The 19,431-nt window shown below is 63.3% G+C and carries 20 protein-coding genes; 19 read left to right on the plus strand and 1 reads right to left on the minus strand.

The features are described 5' to 3' along the window. The first annotated feature begins 431 nt into the window (after positions 1 to 431). The 16 genes from C5B90_RS18975 (at position 432) to C5B90_RS19050 (ending at position 13,387) form a co-directional block, all read left to right on the plus strand. On the plus strand, positions 432 to 2,099 hold the full coding sequence (locus C5B90_RS18975) for a hypothetical protein (RefSeq protein WP_115883501.1): 1,668 nt from the start codon (positions 432 to 434) through the stop codon (positions 2,097 to 2,099). Between the two features lie 9 nt (positions 2,100 to 2,108). Next, positions 2,109 to 3,812 (plus strand): hypothetical protein, encoded by a 1,704-nt coding sequence (locus tag C5B90_RS18980; RefSeq protein ID WP_115883502.1) that lies wholly within the window; start codon positions 2,109 to 2,111, stop codon positions 3,810 to 3,812. Beyond that, positions 3,812 to 4,120, plus strand: coding sequence for a hypothetical protein (locus C5B90_RS18985; protein WP_115883503.1), 309 nt, complete (start codon positions 3,812 to 3,814; stop codon positions 4,118 to 4,120). Before C5B90_RS18980 ends, C5B90_RS18985 begins: the two co-directional genes overlap by 1 nt. A gap of 6 nt (positions 4,121 to 4,126) precedes the next feature. Next, the gene (locus C5B90_RS18990; protein ID WP_115883504.1) at positions 4,127 to 4,429 is read left to right on the plus strand and encodes a hypothetical protein; all 303 of its coding nucleotides are present in this window, start codon (positions 4,127 to 4,129) and stop codon (positions 4,427 to 4,429) included. Then, positions 4,426 to 5,187, plus strand: a complete 762-nt coding sequence (locus tag C5B90_RS18995; protein WP_115883505.1) for a hypothetical protein — start codon at positions 4,426 to 4,428, stop codon at positions 5,185 to 5,187. The genes C5B90_RS18990 and C5B90_RS18995 overlap by 4 nt, the downstream gene beginning before the upstream one ends. Positions 5,188 to 5,280: 93 nt before the next feature. After that, positions 5,281 to 6,318: a hypothetical protein gene (locus C5B90_RS19000; protein WP_115883506.1), complete on the plus strand. Its 1,038-nt coding sequence runs from the start codon at positions 5,281 to 5,283 to the stop codon at positions 6,316 to 6,318. Further along, positions 6,315 to 7,556, plus strand: a complete 1,242-nt coding sequence (locus C5B90_RS19005; RefSeq protein ID WP_233512135.1) for a hypothetical protein — start codon at positions 6,315 to 6,317, stop codon at positions 7,554 to 7,556. The genes C5B90_RS19000 and C5B90_RS19005 overlap by 4 nt, the downstream gene beginning before the upstream one ends. Positions 7,557 to 7,570: 14 nt before the next feature. Beyond that, complete coding sequence (locus C5B90_RS19010; RefSeq protein ID WP_115821667.1) at positions 7,571 to 7,882, plus strand: hypothetical protein; 312 nt, start codon at positions 7,571 to 7,573, stop codon at positions 7,880 to 7,882. A 34-nt stretch (positions 7,883 to 7,916) separates the two neighbouring features. Then, positions 7,917 to 8,246, plus strand: a complete 330-nt coding sequence (locus C5B90_RS20970; RefSeq protein ID WP_199517561.1) for a hypothetical protein — start codon at positions 7,917 to 7,919, stop codon at positions 8,244 to 8,246. Further along, the gene (locus C5B90_RS19020) at positions 8,246 to 9,013 is read left to right on the plus strand and encodes a hypothetical protein (RefSeq protein ID WP_115883508.1); all 768 of its coding nucleotides are present in this window, start codon (positions 8,246 to 8,248) and stop codon (positions 9,011 to 9,013) included. The genes C5B90_RS20970 and C5B90_RS19020 overlap by 1 nt, the downstream gene beginning before the upstream one ends. A 5-nt stretch (positions 9,014 to 9,018) precedes the next feature. Then, positions 9,019 to 9,720, plus strand: coding sequence for a hypothetical protein (locus tag C5B90_RS19025; protein WP_115883509.1), 702 nt, complete (start codon positions 9,019 to 9,021; stop codon positions 9,718 to 9,720). Between the two features lie 2 nt (positions 9,721 to 9,722). Then, positions 9,723 to 10,142, plus strand: a complete 420-nt coding sequence (locus C5B90_RS19030) for a hypothetical protein (protein ID WP_115883510.1) — start codon at positions 9,723 to 9,725, stop codon at positions 10,140 to 10,142. Further along, complete coding sequence (locus C5B90_RS19035; protein WP_115883511.1) at positions 10,139 to 10,609, plus strand: hypothetical protein; 471 nt, start codon at positions 10,139 to 10,141, stop codon at positions 10,607 to 10,609. Before C5B90_RS19030 ends, C5B90_RS19035 begins: the two co-directional genes overlap by 4 nt. 34 nt (positions 10,610 to 10,643) lie before the next feature. Continuing rightward, positions 10,644 to 11,564, plus strand: a complete 921-nt coding sequence (locus C5B90_RS19040; protein WP_115883512.1) for a phage tail tube protein — start codon at positions 10,644 to 10,646, stop codon at positions 11,562 to 11,564. Positions 11,565 to 11,566: 2 nt separating this feature from the next. After that, positions 11,567 to 12,118, plus strand: a complete 552-nt coding sequence (locus C5B90_RS19045) for a hypothetical protein (RefSeq protein WP_115883513.1) — start codon at positions 11,567 to 11,569, stop codon at positions 12,116 to 12,118. A gap of 123 nt (positions 12,119 to 12,241) precedes the next feature. Beyond that, on the plus strand, positions 12,242 to 13,387 hold the full coding sequence (locus C5B90_RS19050; protein WP_115883514.1) for a hypothetical protein: 1,146 nt from the start codon (positions 12,242 to 12,244) through the stop codon (positions 13,385 to 13,387). Here C5B90_RS19050 and C5B90_RS19055 read toward each other — a convergent pair whose 3' ends face one another. Further along, positions 13,388 to 13,606: a hypothetical protein gene (locus C5B90_RS19055; RefSeq protein WP_115883515.1), complete on the minus strand. Its 219-nt coding sequence runs from the start codon at positions 13,604 to 13,606 to the stop codon at positions 13,388 to 13,390. Positions 13,607 to 13,701: 95 nt separating this feature from the next. Between C5B90_RS19055 and C5B90_RS19060 the strand changes: the two genes are divergently transcribed. Genes C5B90_RS19060 through C5B90_RS19070 form a run of 3 tightly spaced genes read left to right on the plus strand, consistent with a single transcriptional unit; the run spans position 13,702 to position 19,380 of the window. Then, positions 13,702 to 14,352: a hypothetical protein gene (locus C5B90_RS19060; RefSeq protein ID WP_115883516.1), complete on the plus strand. Its 651-nt coding sequence runs from the start codon at positions 13,702 to 13,704 to the stop codon at positions 14,350 to 14,352. Position 14,353: 1 nt separating this feature from the next. Next, positions 14,354 to 15,481 (plus strand): hypothetical protein, encoded by a 1,128-nt coding sequence (locus C5B90_RS19065; protein WP_199517563.1) that lies wholly within the window; start codon positions 14,354 to 14,356, stop codon positions 15,479 to 15,481. Continuing rightward, positions 15,478 to 19,380 (plus strand): hypothetical protein, encoded by a 3,903-nt coding sequence (locus tag C5B90_RS19070; RefSeq protein WP_115883517.1) that lies wholly within the window; start codon positions 15,478 to 15,480, stop codon positions 19,378 to 19,380. The genes C5B90_RS19065 and C5B90_RS19070 overlap by 4 nt, the downstream gene beginning before the upstream one ends. Positions 19,381 to 19,431: the final 51 nt, after the last annotated feature.

The following is a 19,431-nucleotide window of genomic DNA, read 5'->3' on the forward strand; positions in this document are numbered from 1 at the left end:
CCCGACCACCCAGCGTGTGAGTGGATCCAACAGCAGGTCCCGCCCGAGGGCCTCCCATATCACAAACTGGTCGACCTGATGCAAGAGGCCAAACGCCGGTTCGTCAAGGACCCACCGTCGTCGACGCACGTCGTCCACGACTGGTGTCGCCACGAGATTCGGGAGGTGAAGTAGATGGCTGAAGCTCACGAAAGTGGAACCGAGGGCCCGATACCCGCGCCAACGGGTGCCGGGTTCCCCCGGCGGCACGAGCCCACAAGAACGTTTCCAATCAAACGCTTCTTTCGGGCGTTGATAAATCTGCCGCTGGTGAGATGCTTTACCGCATTTGGAAAGAGCTTGAAGAAATTTGGATCGAGTACTACGAAGGCGATGTCCGGCGCGACAGGCGAATTTACTCATACACACTCACAGGTCGGGTGGTGTAGCCCATGAGTACGACCGCCAACTCCGACTCCGACGCCGTCACCGAGTCGCTGGCGAAGCTCGTCCGGGACCGTCCGACAGCCCACCCGCTCAGCTTCTCGATCAAGCACCTCGGGACCGACGGCATCCTCGCGCCTCCGCGTCACCTCCAGGACTGGTACCAGCACATCTGGGAAGCCGTCTTCGACGAGCGGGCGCCGAAGAATCTCGGGCTGTTCGCGCCCCGGAACTACGCGAAGACCGTCTCGACGATCGAGGTCGTCCCGGCATGGCTCGCGGTCAACTTCCCGAGCATCCGGATGGCCATCGTCTCGCACAAAAAGGACCACGCCAACAAGCGGGCGAAGACGGCGGTCGCGTCCATCGAGGCGGCGTGTGAGCGCTACGGCGTCGACGTCTACGACGAGTCGAAGACGACGATCCAACTTGACGCCGGCCGCACGAACATCGAGCCGACGCTCGAGCCCGTGTCGATTCGGACGTCGGACACGGGGTCGCACTACGACGTTATCATCTACGACGACATCGCGACGCTCGCAAACCAAACGACGGCGCTCCGGGGAACCATCTCGGAGAACTTCGAGGAGTTCGCCGACAACGTCGCCGCCAAAGAGGGTGCGACAGTTCTTCCTCACAAGTCGATCAACATCGTCATCGGGACGCGTAAGACGCCCGAAGACGTCTACCGCGAGCACATCCTCACGACCAACAACCCCGAGTGGGACGACTTCATCGCCCGGAACGTCTCGCGACCGGGATGGGCCGCTCGCGTATGGCGCGCCACTCCCGACTGGCAGGTCATCGAGAACGAGGCGTTCGAGGTCCACGGGACCGACGGCAACGTCTACGAGACCATCCGGGACGTCCCCGCCGAAGTCGAGATCATCGACGACGGCATCCAGCCCGCCGGCGACACAGAGTTCCGGACGCTCTGGCCCGAGTTCGAGCGCCCCGAGACGGTCCTGACGAAGGTCGTCTCGAAGGCTGGCAGCGCCGGCCTGTGGCGCGCGGAGAACCAGCAGAACCCCGAGGCAGCGGTCGGCCGCGTCCTCGACCTCGACTGGCTCCGTTTTGTCGACCCCATCCCACGGGACGACTACGACGCCCTGGAGTGGTACGCCGGCCTCGACTTCGCGAACCCGAACAACCTCGCCGCCGAACAGCGGGGCGAGACGGACTACTGGGCGCTGGGCGTCGTCGCGTACGACCGCGAGAACGACCAGCAGTACGCCGTCGACGTCTGGCGTGACCGCGGGTTCATGTGGAAAGAAGCGGCGACCGACTTCATCGCCGCGAACCTCTCTGGACTACCCATCGGCGAGCTGTTCGTCGAGAGCAACTTCGCCGGCGAGGAAATCGCGGAGGTCATCGCAGACCCCGAAACGTACGAGGAGGCCGCCGTCGACGAGCCCTCGTATCGTGTGACCCCAACGGCGTCGAACGGTGAGAAGGAAGACCGCCTTACGCGCCTGGCCAACCGCTTCCAGCAGGGGAAGATCAAGGTCGCATCGAAGGAGAACGAGCGCTGGGAGTCGTTCATCCGCGAGGAGTGGCTGCCGTTCCCGGACGCTGCTCACGACGACCGCTTCGACGCACTCGAGATAGCGTCCCGCGGTCCGGAGGGCACGGTCAACCGTGTCTCCGGCGACGACTTCGAACATCTCGACTGGTGATAACATATCATGACTGAGCCACGAATGACAAAACTCGGCGAAGACGACAACGGCGAGCTGGTCGCACTCGACTGGCCCGACGCCGACGGCGTCGAACAGAAGATCCAAGCACAGATCGCCGCGACGCCTCAGTCTACAGATGGGGGCTCTCGGAGTGAAGACAAGATTGGCCCCGTACCGCGCATCTCTGACAAGGGCGGGCTCTGGAGTTCGATCGACCTCCAGACGTTCACGCTCAACTCGACGGAACTCGCAACGACCGTCAAGCGGTTCCGAGACGAGATGTACCGCAACCAGTTCCCGGTTCTCGTCCCGGCGTTTACGCACCGCTGCACATCCTGCGGGACGTCCTACGGCGAGGAGCGTGAGACGTGCGAGGTCTGTGGCGGGACAGAGTTCGAGACCCCGTCGCGAGAGCAAAAGGAACGCTACGAGCAACGATTCGACACGATCAACGACGACGACCAGTCGCTGGCGTCGCTGATGAAGTACGAAGAGGACTACCAGTCGTTCTACGGCGTGTCGACTATCCTCGCCCGGCTCCGCTATCAGCACGTCACCAGCGAGACAACAGTTGCCGGCCGGTCGGTCTCCCAAGGTGGCCGGTGGGAAGCCGTCGAGATCGAAGAACTCGTCCATGCCGACCCGTTGCGCGTCCGTCCGGTCCTCGACGAGAACAACCGCCACGGTGGCTGGTGGACGTGCCCGGCGCACCGCGGCGAGTACTGGGAGCACACAGACCTCACGTTCGACGGCGTCGACGCCGACGCCCCTGAGGAAGTCTGCCCCGAGTGCCATGCTGAACTCGCAGAGGTTGGCTACGTCGAAGTTGGCGGCCGCAACGACGACACCAAGCGGCTCTTCCTCAAGCACGAGGTCATTGACTGGGCGCGACACTATCCCATTCTGAACGGCCTCGACGGCCGGTCGCCGGTCCTGCCGCTCATCAAGCTTCAGGCTATCCTGCAGTGGTCGCGCAACTATGAGCTCCAGTACCTCAACCCGCAGAACGACCAACAGCTCCCCGACAAGTTCCTCGTCGCGTACGGCAAAAACGTCCGGTCGTCGCTCCGTGCGTCGCTCCAGGAAGAAGAGGCGAAGAACCCGTGGGAGGAAGGCCGGCTCATCTACGAAGGCAATCCCGACGACGTCGAAATCGAGATGCTCGACCTGTCGAGTGACGCCGGGATCAACGGCCGTGAACCCATGGTCGAGCGTCTCATGTCGCAGGTCCGCGCGATGTTCGGTATCTCCGACGCCATCGAAAACGAACTCTCAGACACGGGCGGCCTCAACGCCGAGGGCGAGCAACTCGAGATCACGAACGCGGCCGTCGCGAGCGCTCATCAAGACACCGTCGAGAAAGCGCTGAACACGCTCTGCCGTCTCATCGAGCGCGTCGAAGGGCACTTCGACTGGCGACTCAAGTTCGTCGATCCCGAGCGCGACGACACTTCACTATCGGCGCTGGACGTCCTCGAAGGCATCAACCTCGCTCAGAAGACCGGGACGAAGGTCTCGGTCGAGGACGGCCAGCTCATCATCCCCGACCAGCAGATCGACCCGGCCGAGCCCGAGAGTACTGGGAACGCTGCGCCGGCGGACGCCCCACCACCCGACCAAGGCCAACCACCGGGAGAACCCCCGGACCAGACGCCGAACAGCCCGCCTCCCGACCCAACGACCCCCGAACAACCCACTCCTAACGACTAATGACACGAAGCGTCCACACCGACGAGAAGACGGTTGACGTCACCCAGGCCGGTGTTATCGATGGCACCGAACTCGAGATACCCAAGCAGGAACAGGTGGCTCTCCGAACGACTGAGAACGACGCAGTCACCGGCGACCCCGAAATCGCGCTCCAAGCGAGCATCGACGGGACCAACTGGATGGATGTTGCGACGGCCACGGGGCTCGAACTCGAGATTCTGAAAGAAGTTCCCGACCCGAAAGTCCGAGCAGCGGTCACGACAACGGCCAGCGCTGGCACGCTCACGCTGTGGATTTCTGCGAAGTGATTCATCATGCCATCCGACCTCCCATCCACGATCAGGCGTGCGCTCGCCACTGAAGACTCGACAGAGTTCGGCGTCGAACTCTATCGCATCCTCGCCCCGCCCGATGATGATGAGTTCGTCGACTCTGTTCTCGGCATCGTCGTCGAGTTAGAGAGCGGGATGGCCATCGCAGACTGGAACATCGACGCCTGGCCTGACGACGAACAACTCATGCACCCTCACCAGAGCATCTACGGCTCGCTCACGGACCTCGAACAGGTTACTGAGGGCACGCTCGAACACCTCACACGGGTGAACTCTCGCCAATGAGCATTCAAGTACTCAACCATCCAGACGCTGGCGTCGACGCGAAGGCCATGGTCGGCGAGTCCATCTCCGATACGTCGGGGCGCGTCCGCAACCGCCGCCTCACACGTGAGGATGTCCCCGACGAGTGGGAGCAGCCCATCTTCGACGCTGAGGACTTCATCATCGAAGGCCCCGCGTCGGTCGAGATCGTCGACCGCTCGGGGCAGCAGATCCAGATGGACGCCGTCCGGGACGCGCTCGACCGCTTCATGCTCTCGGATCGCGAGCCAGGCATCATCTCCGACAAGCACGACGACGTCCCGGTTGGCGTCCCGCTGTGGGACTGGACGACCGACGACGGCCAGCGCTACCAGACGGTTGTCGACGGCGACACGTTCCAGCTGGTCGCGAACCTCGGCAACGAGACGACGATGAGCAAGCTCGCCCGGCTGCGCTGCCTCAACGGCGACTACGGCGGCTACTCCATCACCGTCTACTCGAATCAAGAGGTCGCGAAGCCTGACGGGGCGCGAGTCACGACCGAGTGTGACCTCCACGCCGTCACTATCGGTCACGAGGATCTCGTCATGAACCCGGCGGCCGACTTCGACGTCGTCGACTTCAAGCACGGCGACGTACTCGAGGCATCGCTCTGCCGACGTCTCCGTCGACGCGACTCGCTGACTGGTCGCGTCGAGCAAAAGCTCCGGGGCGATCCGAAAGCCGGCGACGAAGACAACTCGCTCGCTGCTTCCCTTCTTGACCACCTTCGAGACTGACTAACTGACCGGTCGCGACGGGCGACTAACCCCCCTGATGACGGAGCACCTGGCCAGGCTCTCGAGGGGGATTTGACGAGGCCACATCTGACGATGGGAATTTTCAGCAACAGTAGCAGCTCGGTCGACACAGCCCGAGCCGTTTTGGAAGGCCTTCCGGAGGGTGCCTCGCCGTTCGAGATCCTCCAGACGGTCGACCAGAAAGCCGGCGACGGCGATGTCGACCCCGACGACGTTGTACAGGAACTGCGCGAGATGAGCGACGAGGTTGACCAGAAGCTCGCCGAGATCGACGGCGCTGGTGTCGACCAGAAAGATATGCGCGACGCGGCTGGCGCAGTCGCTTCTCGGACGCCACTCTCGGAAGAAGATGCGATGACTGTCTTGTCTGCGACAGTCGACGCCAGCGAACAGCAGGATGCCTCTGGACTGGTCGACGCGTTCGACTCTGTCCACGGCACCGACCAGAAAGCCGAGAACGGCGACGGTAACGCGCAAGAAACAGATGCAGACGCAGACACGAACACGGACACGACTCACATGAGTGACACCGACACCGACGGAGGTACCGATGTCGACCAGAAGCAGACTGACGGGGACATGAACCCGATCGACGTCGTCGAGGAGATCGGCGACTCCGAGGCTCGAAGCCTGGTCGAAAACTACGCGGAGTCCATGAACAAGGACGTCGACGAAGTGGCGGCCGAGTGGGTCGCCGAGAACGTCCCCGGAATGAGCGTCGAGGGCTACGGCTCCAACGGCGACGACGCAGGCGCTGACACCAGCGCCGGCGCGCCGCCGGACCAGAACGGTGGCCAGCAGCCGCCGTCGGTCGACCAGATGCTCCAGAGCGCGGAGTTCAACGAGCACGTGGCGGCCGCGATCACGAACGACGAGGTCCTCGACGAGATGGCTGGCGCACTCGGCCAGAAGATGGCCAGCGACGACGAGTTCGCTGAGCAAGTGGTCGAGAAGATGACCGAGAGTGACGAACTCTCGGACAAGCTCGTTCAGACGGTCGACCAGAAGGGCGACTTCGTCTCGACCAGTCAGACCACGACCACGGCGCCCGGTGGCGAGGCAAAGACCGTCGGTGGGTCGGCAGCGATCACTGGGGGTGGTGACGAATGAGCGCCCGCGCCAGCACCCACCCGATGATGGGGTACGCTGGGGGCAACTCCCCAGAGCGCTTCCTCGAGTCGAATGTCCTCGGGGACGTCCCGATGGACTGGGACGAGGGTCTGCTCCAGCGGGCACAGTACGACACGTCCACTCAGGCGCACGTCAACTCGATCTTCAACGCGACGCTCTACGCCCAGTACAACGACGAACACAAGTGGTACAACGCTCTCACGCAGGTCGACCGCTTCAACGCGTCTCTCGAAGGCCCGGTCACCGCGAAGGCGTTCCGTGCCGCGACCACGCCCGTCGACCTCCAGTCGCACTCCGAGGGTGGCTCGGTCCCGGCTGGCCAGACCATGGGCGTCGAGGAAGTCGAGTTCGACCCCAAGCGCTCGGAGACCGTCATCGAGGTGACCGACCTCCAGCAGATCCGCGCGTCCATCGAAGACGCCGTCGGCTTCGAGGAGTTCTGGGAGCTGCAGGAGCAGCAGCTCGACCTCGCAATCGACCGCGACGGTATCGCGTCCCCCGTCTTCCAGGGTGACCCTCAGTACGATAGCGTCGACGAGATCACGACCCTCGACCGCGTCATCGCGTCGAGCGACGAGGAGGCCAACGCAGTCGACCCCAACGGGAACGCCTACAACGACGGCGACCTCGACTACGGGAGCGTCGACCGCTCGGCCGACTCGTGGGCCGACTCGTACGTCGACCACAACGGTGCGTCCGGCACTCGGCAGCTGACGAACGATCTGTTCACCTCGTTCCTCAACTCGATGAACGAGTTCGCGGGCGTCGACGTCTACAACGACGTCGCCATCCTCACGGGCCACGACACCGCGGGCGTGCTATCGGACCTCGCGGCCGAGCGGAACAACGTCCGCAACGTGGCGGCGATGGCCGACTACACGACCGAGAGCGTCGGTGACGCGGAGTCCATCCGCGGTCTCTCTGGGACTGCCCGCTACCGCGACTACGACGGCATCCCGATCATCGGAAACCAGCACGCGATCAAGCACGGCGACATCTCGTCGATCTTCATCGTTCCGACGGACACGATCCGTGGCCAGCCGCGGCTGTCGATCGAGCAGTTCACGGCGCCGTACACCGAGACGGCCGGCCGTGGCCAGTCGCAGGGGTACCTCGCGACCGGCAACTACCGCGACGAGGCGCTCATGCTCCTCAACCACGAGGTCATCAACCGCGACTTCGCCTCGTGTGGCCTGATTCGCGACCTCGCGGAGTAAGCACACTCACGAGCATGATTCGAACCAGCATCCTCATCGCCCTCGCGAAGATTCTCGCGAAGGCGATCCCCCAGCTCCACACAACGTCCGACGTCCAGACTGCCGTCGACGCAGTCCGCGCTCGCGACGACTGTCGGGCACGGTCGACGCCGTACGCTGCCGGTCTCGAAGACGGCGCCGTCTCGGTCGCCATCGAACTGAATGCCGGTTGCACGTGTCGTGGCCGCCAGGCATGCGATCACTGCGGCGGCGCACACGACTATCCCGAGCCAGGCTGGGCGACTGACCAGACCGGCGTCGACGTCGGCGACACCACCGCCGTATAGACAGATGACTAACGCAACTACCACCACTACTGCCGTGTCAGACGACTCCGACACGCCCGACGCGGAACCGATCACCGTGACCGTTCTCATCGAGGGCTTCGAGTACCTTCGCAGAGTCGAGGGCACTCACTGGGCCCGTGACGGAGAACGGAACCTCTACGTCTACGATGGCGACCTGACTGTCCTCGAAGTCACGGACGGCCATGTCGTCGAAGTCTGTCGGGAGAGCCACGTCGAGACAATCGCGGTACGAGACCGAACGAACAGCACCGACCACGACCACGGGCCATCTGAAGACGAGTCGGATGCCGGCGACGGCGATGACGAGCCCGCCACAACCACCACTACTACGGAGCGTCACTAATGCCAGTCACGACCCTCAAGAGCGCACAGGATTTCGAAGAAAAAGGCCACGCTGAAGTCGAGTTCGTCGGCTTTCGGTACATCGGCGAGTCGTCGATGAAAGCGGACGTCGACATCCGCGAGCGAGCAGGCTATGATGGCCCCGCAAAGTTCCAGCAGGGCCAGGTCTATCTCGCGCTTCTCCCGACGTTCCTCGACCCCGACCACGTCGAGAACGCAAACATGGGCGTCCACGCTCTCGAAGCTCGCAACGACTTCGAGGTAATCTACGATGCCGAGCGCCTCGCTGAAGCTCTCCTCAAGCGGAACTACCTCCCGCCAGAGGTCTTCTACGAGGGATTCGACCGCTACAAGCGCAAGAAGCTCTTCGACAAACTCGACCTCGACGACGCCGGGCGCGTCTACGACAAGGACGACGAGGCGCCCTATCGCGATCAACTCCGGGACATCGCCGGCATCGAGCGCGACGAAGCCGCAGAGGTTTCCCAACAGCGGAGCGACGAGTACATCCAGCGCTTCTCGCGCTCGCAGGCCTCCAACATCGTCAAGCTCCTCCGCGACGACGCCTCGGAGATCAACCTCAACAGCGCCGGTCTCACCGACATGGCCGAGTTCCTCACTCGATTCGAGCCCGCAGTCGTTGAAACCGCCGTCGACGTCGACGCTGGCGACGCCGATGCGGACGAACTCGAACGTGTCCGTGCCGATGTAGCGGACGACGAAGACGACGAAGACGAGTCGGACGCCGATAGCGACGGCGAGGAGTAAGCCCCATGTCGACCGCGCCAGATGACGTCCGCTACGCGAGCGTCGAGGCCGTCCTCACGGCCGCGACCGACTCCGACCCGTCGATGGCGGCTCAATGGGAGCGCGACCGGGCGAAACGCCGAGCAGTCGCAGCCACCGAGACGTGGGTTCGCGAGACTGGAAAAGCGTTCCACGCCGTCCGCGTTGGCGACCCGAACGAACCGCGAACGTGGCCTGTCTTCGACGTCCAAGACGCCGTCTCGTGGTCACCAGCGACGATCATCCTCGACGAACAACCGCTCCCGATCGACGCGGTCGAAGGCGATGCGATCGAGGTTCGCGATGGCCGAGACTCGTGGGACGACATCACCGCTGAAGAGGGCGACTCGTGGACACTCGACTATCGCCGCAAGCGTCTGCGGATTCACCATCGGCGCTTCGCCCGGAAGCCATGGGACGACCCAAACACGCGGTTCTGCCGGCTAACGTATCGCTACGGGCCGCTCGACGACACCGTGTCGATGACTGACGGCCTCGTCGAAAGCGTCCCCGAAGACGTCGCCGAGGCAGTCGCAGCGAAAGCGGCGATGCGGCTCACCCTCGACGACAACTCCGAGCGTGGGCTTCCGGACGACGGCCAGCTGACGAGCCGTGGGTCGAAGCGGGCTGCGCTCAAAGAGGAATGGGAAGACACGGTGGCCAACTACACCGGTTTCTCAACGCTCTGACCATGGAACTCGAAGCCGACTTCGAGGGCCTCGCAGAGGAAGCGCTACTCGCCAACGTCGCCGCAACGCTCCGCGACGAGTATGGGCCACTTCTGAAAGACGCCATCGAGGAGAACTTCAAGGCGTACGCCGCCGCGAACGACTACGACATCTCCTTCGTCTGGGACGCTGCCAGCGACCCTGTCGTTGAGCGAACTCGTCGCTCTGTCCACCTGCGACTTGAGTGGCCAGGGCTCACCGCCCTCTTCGAACTGGGCGTTGAGCCGCACACGATCACCGGCGATCTGCACTTCTACTGGGCTGAGAAAGACATGTGGATTCAGACAGATTCCGTCAACTGGGGGAGTGAGACTGGCGGTATCCCCGAATCCCGGGCAATCCAAAACGGGCTCGAGGACCTCCGCCAGGAGCTGCAACGATGACGCTCGTCGAAGACGTCCTCAGCTGGATCCAGGCCGACTTCGCGGGCGGGTTCCCTGGCGACCTGGAGCGAGTCAACCGCGACGACTCGAACAAGCTTGACGCTGGGATCCGGTCTCGGAAGCAGGACCTCGCACGCTCAAACCTTGTCGGCGTCGGCTCGGTCCGGACGGACCCCACCGCCGTTGGGACCGAGTACGAGCACAAACAGGACGCGGTCCTCTCCTGTCGCATCGAGGGGCTTCACGAAAACCAGCGCGGCCACATCGCTGACGGCGCTGCGTTCGAAGCTCTCGTCCGGAACGTTAGGCTCGCCATCCTCACACACCGCGAGTACCCCACGACGTCGACGCCGGCGACCTACCACACGATTCTCCTCGAAAACGAGCGCAACGACTCGAAGAACTACCGAGATTTCTACCAGTACTCGTTTGAAATACGTTTCCGCGGGTACGACGACTTCAGCTAACAACCATGTTTTCCACACACGGCGGAGGTGACCGATGAGCGCCGGCGCTGGGAGCAGCACCGTCGCGTTCACGCCCGAACCGTCGTTCGGGGGCGACCCGGACACGGGGACGGCGACGTTCTACCTCCCGTTCAAGAACCCGACCGTCGGAGAAGCATCGCTATCGAATGAACTGCGCCGCCTTCGCGACCCTGACTCGGCCGTGAGCGTCGGCTCGCTCGCCCAGAACTTCGAGGGCGCGCTCAGCATCTCGGGAGAACTCTCGACGAACGACTGGCATCAGCTCGTGTTCAACAACGACTCGAACACCGGCTGGGAGCCTGGTCGCATGCCCTCGTCTCGCTGGTATCTCGGCGTCGATTACCTTGACGGCGCGGGGACTGGCACGACCGAGCGTGAGCTGGCAATGTGCATCGTCACGAACGCCCAGATCACCTATCAGCAGGGCGGGGCCGTCACCCTCGACCTGACGATGATCTACGGCGACGAGCCGGATCTTTCGACGAGCATCACGCCGTCGAACGTCCAGAAACCCACCGACAGCGACGTCGTCGCCTTCCACGGCTTCGATGTCCAGGTCGACGGTGCGACCGTCTCGAAGCTCCAGAACGCGACGCTTCAGCTCTCGCCGAACGCCCGCTTCCATCGTGGCGCGGACCGACACCCAGTCGCCGCTGTCATCGGAGACGTCACGCCGACGCTCTCGACGACGGCCATCTACTCCGGGCCGGAAGCTGTCGAGCGCGCGTACGGTGCAGCGGCCGCAACGACGCCTGCTGACCGTCTCGACTCGGTTAGCGGGGCCGTCACGACGACGAACGGTTCGGGGACGACCACGACGTACAATCTGACTGGACTCGTCCCGCAGTCGTACAACTGGCAGGACCTCATCGCCGCCGACAGCGACCTCACAGAACCCGTGACCTACAACGTCGACGACGTCACGGTGGCCTAATCATGCCGCTTCGAACACAACGCTACGACCTCACCGACGAAATCGAACGGATCGACGACGAACTGGCCGACCTCAAAGCGACAAAGCAAGATCTCATCGACGCCGATGAGGACAAGCGAGACGCCATCGGCCAGGTCAACCAACGAATCACGACGCTCGAAGCCGAACAGCGTGGCGCTCGATGGGCGCGTGACGAAGCCCACCTGCCACCGAGTGAGGGTGGCGTCGACGTCTGGGATCACTCTGTCGACAGCCTCGAGTTCGCCGCTCTCTCTGCAGGCGACATTGCAGAGGTCTTCAGCGAAATCACGAACCGAACCCAGCGCGTCGTCGAAATCCACATGGTCGCCCAGGGGACCGTCGACGCACCGTATCACGACAGCGATGCATCGTACGGCGACCGCGTCGAGACGGTCGGGGGCGGTCTTCCGGCCGCGTTCGTCAAGTTCGCGTACAACCACGTCAACAGTCTCTCGACGGTGGGAAATCCCGCCGGGACCGCCTCCAAGCGTTCGCCCGAGGAGACGCGGTCCCAGACGCCGACGAGCAACTGACAGCTGACTATTTCGTCGGCCTCGCGATGGCGCACGGCCACCCGCCAGAACAAGCTCGCAACTACTCGATGCGCGACCTCGAACTGATGCAGATCGTCTCCAACAATACTGGAGGGCTCCTTAATGGCTGAAGACCAACAGTTCGGCGCAGGCGCAACCCTCGCCGTCGACGTCGATCGCGCAAGCCTTCGGCACACCCGCGACGTCATCCAGGACACGGTCGGCGACCTCGATGTCACCGTCCGACCAGGTGGCGCGTCGGCAGCCCGTGTCGACGGCGGGGGCGTTGGTGGAGGCGACCTCTCGTTGTCCGCGGCCGTCGACGCAGTCGATCGCCACGGCGAAATGCGCTCGAAGGAGGCAGCGCTCGGCCGGCAACTCGCCGCTGAACAGCTCGAAGTCCAGCGCCACATCTGGGAGACCGTTGGGGACATCGCTGAGACGATGGACGACGGCGGCCTCATTGGAGGCGCTGTCGGTGACCTCCTTGTCGAGGCCGGCGGCGGCGCTGCGGGCGAAACCGCTGGTGCGGTCGCGAGTGAGATCCCCGACACGATTGGCGACATCCTCGGAACCGCGGCCGGGGAGGTTCTCGGGAAGGCAGTCAGCGACCTCTTACCGACTGGCGGGTCGTCGGTCTCGATCACGAAGCCGGAGTGGGTCCCGCTTGACGTCGCCCGGCCGTCGTGGGAGGTCGGCGTCGACACGCCGAGTGATCTCGACGTGCGCGAACCAGACTGGGCGCCACTCGCCGTTCAAGAGCCCGAGTTTGCGGTCGGTGTCGACCGTCCCGACTGGAAAGTCGGTGTGGATGACCCCTCGCCGCTGCGTGTCGAGACGCCGGTACTCGAGGTCGAAGATGTTCCACCCCTTGAAGTCGACATGAGCCTCTCTGTCGCAGGTGGTGGCGGCGGCGGTGCAAAAAGCACGGGTGAATGGTTCCGTGACAACGTTGAAGCACCACTTCTGGGTGACGGTTTCGCCGAGTCCGAGCGAAAGGCCTCCAACTATTTGCTCAGGAGGATCGGCGTAACTCCAACAGACATCACTCCTGTCGGCCAACCATCACAGGGATCCCGGTCGAAAAGCTCTGCAAGCGCTTCAACGACCATCGACTACGGCCCGACGTACAACATCAACCTCGATACCGATCGCATCATTCGAGAAATAAAACAAGCACACCGAAAGGACGTCAACAATATCGAGTCGCGCCTCGACAGCGTCGAATCAGATGTCGATTCGCTCCAGCGGGCTCTACGTGGTCGGTGACTATTCACGAACCACTAACACGTATTTCCCTTCGATGTACTTCTTAAACAACTTCTTAGCCAAGACGAACACGATTGGGAGTGCGATTATAGCGAGAGCGAGCACAACCAGGTTCTGGAAGTAGGCGAAGATGACGCCGGCGAGCACGATACCCAACGCGAAGACGGCCACGACTTTCACGGCCGATTTCGCCAGACGAGTCCAGTCAGTCCCTGACATTTTCTAATACTTTCTACTCTGTCAGAATAAGCGTACCCCCACGACAGCCCGCTAATCGACCCGTACGACCGCAGTAGCGACTTTTCATACTCAACATGCCCACACGACTTACTGGAGCTGTCCTCGAGGTCGACGCGACCCTCGGCGGCCAGCAACGCACCGGAGTATTTCACCTGGCCAAGGACTATAACCTCGTTAGCGACCTCCGCCGGGAGTATCTCATCGGACCCGTCGGTGAACTGGGGGCACGCTTGATCGGCGTTCTCGAAGACGAAACTGGAGAACAAGCCCTCGATGGCGTCGGAACCAACCGCAAAGGCTTCGTGATCGACGCTGGTGCGGGGACGCGGTCGTACGAAATCACCGTGTCGCTGTCCGAGACCGAGTTCGGTGACCGCGGGTATCTCCAGATGGGTGATACGGGAGACGAGACAACGTTGACGGCGTACGATGCGACTGGCGCTGACGGAAGAGATCAGGATTCAGTTCTCGGACGGTATCTCGAAGAAGCCACGACTGACTCCGCAAATCCGGTATTTCTCCACATTGGCCACTATCACGACGGGACGTACAGTAGCGACGGGCAAGCCGGGCTCTACGGCGAACCGCGGCCGGTCCACATCCCAGAGGGGCCGCGGGTAGTGGAGTCCGACGACGAACCGTCGACCGTCGAGGTCCAGATCACGTGCCACGTCGTTGGCTCGTTCGCCGGCCCCATCGACAAAGCAGTTCAGGAGGCCTTCTAACATGCGTCGTCGACTCTACACACTCAAATCGAGAGACGAGGCGACGGCCGTGCTCGGCAGCGACAGCCAACGCAACATCGCCAGCCAGTCGTCGCTGTCCGGCGGCGTCTCGGTCGCCGAAGCGGTCTCTCTGGAGCCGGGGCAAATCCGATTCGAGTTCTTCGTTTCCGGTGAGGGATCAGACTACATCGCAAACGCGTTCAAAGAACTCCTCAACTCGGACTACCAGGAGATCCCGTTCTTCGGCGTCACGAACGAAACCGAGTTCGACGGGTACTACGTCCCCGAATCTGGGGCGACGCGCCCGCTCGACGCGCAGGTCGTTGGCGAGATCCACCGCGTCAACGCCGTGCTCTCTGAAGCGGGGACCAAGGCGTCTCACCTCCGGTCGCTCGCCATGTCACTCTCGCCGGTACAGAACGATCACGGCAACGACCAATCTGCATCGCTGACCGTCCCCGCGACCGCAACGGGAGTCAGGTGGTTCAACTCCGTCGACGGGACGACCACGTCGCCCACGCCCACGAACACGCTCTCGACGCAGTTCGGTGACGTCGACGTCTTCGACGCGGCCGGTGCCCCGACGACCGAGTCGGAACTCGTCTACGACGTCCCCTACGCGGACCAGGGCAAGACCGACTGTCGCGTGTGGGATGACCGCGGCGTCACGAAGCTCGACGCCGATGACAACGTCCAGTGGGCGAAGGTCTTCGTGACCTCGCACGAGTTCGCGGGGAACATCGTCGTCGAGAACGGCCTTGTCCGCCTCGAGATGGACGGGCCGACGAACACGCTCGACGTGTCGGTGTGGAGTGACGGAACGGGCCAGTGGTCGTCGCTCTCGCTCGGGGCGTCCGACTGGCAGCTCTCTGACGTCGACCTCACTCACATCGGCCCGGTTGCCATCGAGGCGCAGCTCCGCTTCGAGAACACGACCGACGGCAGTCAGCACGCCCAGAACATGCGCCTCGCGAGGGGCGCGACGAAGGTGCTCTTCGAGAACCCCGACAACGAGGCCGAGACGACGCCGACCGGCCTCCAGGACCTCCTCGACCCGATCGCGTCGAAGGAAGCGCAGACGGCGAACGAATCGCTCGGTCTCCGGAAGCGGAGTGAGGTGAACAAATGACGATTACCGCGCCCAACGCGCCGACGGTCTCGGCGAGCGTCATCCGCGAACTCGGCATTTCGTGGAACGACCCGAATAGTGACCCGCCAGAGTCGGTCTCGCGAACGTGGAACACAGATTCGGAGTGGGGGTCGCTTTCGGACGTTCAGTCCAACAACGGCACGCTCTCACTCGTCGACAACAGCATCGTCGAAGGGTTTGAGGCTGGTGATTCGGGGGTCTGGACGCTCGAAGGCCCGTCACAAATCGTCTCGAACCAGTCTTACTCTGGAACGTATTCGCTATTCACGACCGAATCCTCGGGGAGTTCGTTCGGCGTCTACGATTTCGGCTCGGAAACGGAGATATCCGACCTCGAATTCTACTTCCGTGAATCGAGCACGTCCTTTGGCGGCGGGGTCGTCCTCGAAGACGACTCAGGGACGCAGCTCTGTGGCGTTGGGTCGAACAATCCGCAAGTTGATGTCCTCGATGGCAACGGGACAACTGAGATCGACTCTGGCGACGGGACTGAGCGCTGGGTCCGATTCGCGATTACGAGCATCGACTGGGATAACGAGACGTTCAGCGTCGAATGGGAGGATATGCAGTCAGGGTCGACGGCGACATCGACCGGCCACCCGCTTGCGAACTCCAATGGCGTCCGCCGCGTCCGCCTCGTCAGCCACACTGGCAACCGATGGGGAGACCCGTCCGACACGGTCGACAACTGGTTCGACGACATCTCGATCGGCCAGCCGGAGCGAGGCAGCGCCGACACGACGACGAAGACAGTTCCCGAAGAGGCGACTGAGGCGGACGTCTCAAGCTACACGGCGACGCTCAACGGCGGGCGCGTCGATGTTGAGGTCCGCGGCTCGCCCGGAACGGCTTCCGAAGAAAGCCATACAGTCACACTCGACGGGAGCGCCCCGTCGCCAGTTACGTTTGCGTCGTCGCACTCGGAGTTCGACCTCGTCGTCACACTTGTCGCCGGGACGTCGTCTCCGACGCTCGGGTCACTGACCGTCGACTTCACAGGGTCGGGCGTTCGTGTGTTTCGGTCGACTGATGACGCGACCTGGACGAAGCTCGCAACGCTCGGCTTCAACGCGACCTCGTTCACGGACACGGGGCTTGACGACGGGCGAGAGTACTTCTACGAGGTTGAACCGTTCGACACGGCCTCGTCGGCACGGTCGGCTTCGGGGTCGGCAACGACCATCCTCCCGGACGCCCAGCAGCCGACACTCGGCAACGGCGTGGAGGACGAGATTGCAGTCAGCTATCAAGACGTCATCAACAACGGTCTCTACCGCCTCCAGACGCGCGAAACAGGGGCGTCGACGTGGTCGTCATCAGCTCTCGGCTGGGATGAACAAGCGCTCGCTGAGTCGACAACGTCGACGACGGTCACTGGTCGCGAAGATGGGGAGGAATACGAGGTTCGTCTTCGGACAGAGACCTCAGACGCGACGGGAGCATGGACGACGCCGGTCGCTATCACGACCATCTTCCCGGGGGTCACGAACCTCAACATCGGCTCGACCACGAAGACGAGCGTCACGCTCGAGTACGACATCAACGCCGACAACGAGGACGCAGTCGAAGTCTATCGCGAGGAACGGCGACTCGGGAACTGGGTGTCCGAGCGTCTGGTCGGCGACCTCCCGCCGGACACCGAGCCGTTCACCGACGACACGGTCCTTCCAGAAACAACCTATCGCTACCGTGTCCGAACATTCACAGAGCACTCCGAAGCGATCACGGACTGGGTCGATGTCACAACGCCCGACTCGGGTCTTTCGAAGAAGGTCCCGCAGGACGGCTGGTACGTCGAAATCGACACGCCCAGCGAGACAACCCTCAAACCGGAGGTCATCGAGACGACCTCGGAGCAACCGCGTCGTCTCCCGACGCTCAACGGCCTCCCGCGGGTCGAACTCCCGGTCGCGAGAGACGACAAGTGGGACTCCGACCAGCTCCGGCTTGCGGACTGTCGCGTCTGGAAGGATGGCGTCCGCCAGCCCATCGAGGAGCTGACGAAGCCCCGCCAGACGCCCGAGGCGACCGTGCTCACGGCCCGTGGTGGTCGCGAACTCCTGACTCACGTCGAAGAGTACGTCGAGGAGCAGGACTCACACTTGTTCGTCGAGGACCTCATCCAGACGACACCGTACACAGCGAACGTCGACGCGCCGGACGCGGACGTCACGTCGGACACGCCAATGCTCTCGGCGAACTCTGACGAGGACTTCAACAACGCCCTCGCAAACGCGCCGTTCGGCGACGACACGCCGCTCGACGTCTCCGGCGGAGCGCTCCGGACGCACGACGTCGCAAAAGTCCGCTCAGCCGAGCAGTTCGACCGCGTCCTCGACGATAACTACACGCCCATCGGCTCGGGAATCTTCGGCAGCGGCGAGGCCATCCGCGTCGACGGCGTCGGTTGTGAGTTCGACTACGATTTCGACGTGCCGTACACCTACGGCGACGCGACCATCGCGTTCCGGCTCTACATCCCGGACGACACGTACACGGGCTTCGATATCAAACTCGACGACTCGGTCAAGCGGACGATCGTCGCCGACCAGGACCCGACGCCGATCCCCGTCGACGACCCGACGTGGATCACGACGAGTGTTGGGTCGCTCTCGCCGGGGACGCACACGGTCTCGATTTACTTCCGCGATGGGAGTTCGGGCGACGGAACGCTTTCGTACGGGACCGCGACGCTCTTCGACGGCGACTACACGGGCGTCACTAACGAGGACTTCTCGGACGGCCGACCCCTGTCGACTCCCGAAATCAAGCCGCCGAGTATCGACGTCCAGACCGACGACGTGAGCACGGTCCGCCAGGTCATCGCCGGTCGCCTCGAGGCGACAGTCAACTCGACAGCTCGCAATCAGGCAATCGCCATCTCGAACGACCAGGGCCAAAACTGGATCGAAGCGTCCAACGCGGCGGTCGTCGACGGCGCGTTCGCGTCGGGGACGCCTCGCATCCGGGCGCGGTTCACGCTCTCGAACTTCGACTCGGGGAGCGGCGACGTCGTCTACGACAGCGGGACTGAAATCGACCTCTTTGACCTCTTCGCAGATCTCGAAGACACGCCGCTCATCGTCCAGCGATTGTTCGAGGACAACATGGTCGACGTCCTCAACACGGCGGCCGAAAGCGCCGACGCAATCTGGTGCGTGACGTGCGACCAGCAGGGGAACTTCAGCGTGGAGTGGACCCAACCCGGCCAGCGTGAGGCGGCGGGCGACCCGACGCTCGTCAACTACTCGGCCGAGACGGATTCGAGTAGCATCAACGAGAAGGCCATCGTCTACGGGACGAGCTATCCCGTCCGCGACGAGGAGGTCACTGCGGACCTCGACACCGCGGTCGCACTTCCCGACGACTACCTCCAGGAGACGAGCGAGATCGTCCGTGCGACCGACAGCACGCGCTACGAGCGTGGCGTCGACTACGACTTCGACCCGCTCGCCGGAGAGATCACCGCCCGGTCTGGCGGCGCTATCGCGGACGGCGAGACGCTTGTCGTCGACTACTCGGTCAAGACTCGGGGCACGTACGAACTCCCCTCGTACTCGGGCGACGGGAAGCACATCGAGACCCAGTCCATCCCGGGTGTCACGACCCAGCGCTCGGCAGAGCAGGCTGCCCTGATCATCGTCCAGAAGACGTCGACGCCGATGACGACCGCGACCATCACCATCGACGAGTGGCCAGAGACGTGGAACCTCGTCGACGCAGTCTCGATTCCTGACCTCCCAGGCGATGCGATGGAGGTCTGGTCGCTCTCGGATGAGGGCGGGCAAGTCACACTGCAGCTCGACAGTCGCGCTCGAGAAGAGGAGGTCATCTCGACACTCAAGACCCAACTGTCGGCGGTGACGCGAGAGATCTAATTCTATTCTTGGGGCGATGACCCACCGGGGCGAGCCCACTTCTTCCCCCCA

It is taken from the genome of Haloferax sp. Atlit-12N (assembly GCF_003383095.1).
GTDB lineage: Archaea > Halobacteriota > Halobacteria > Halobacteriales > Haloferacaceae > Haloferax.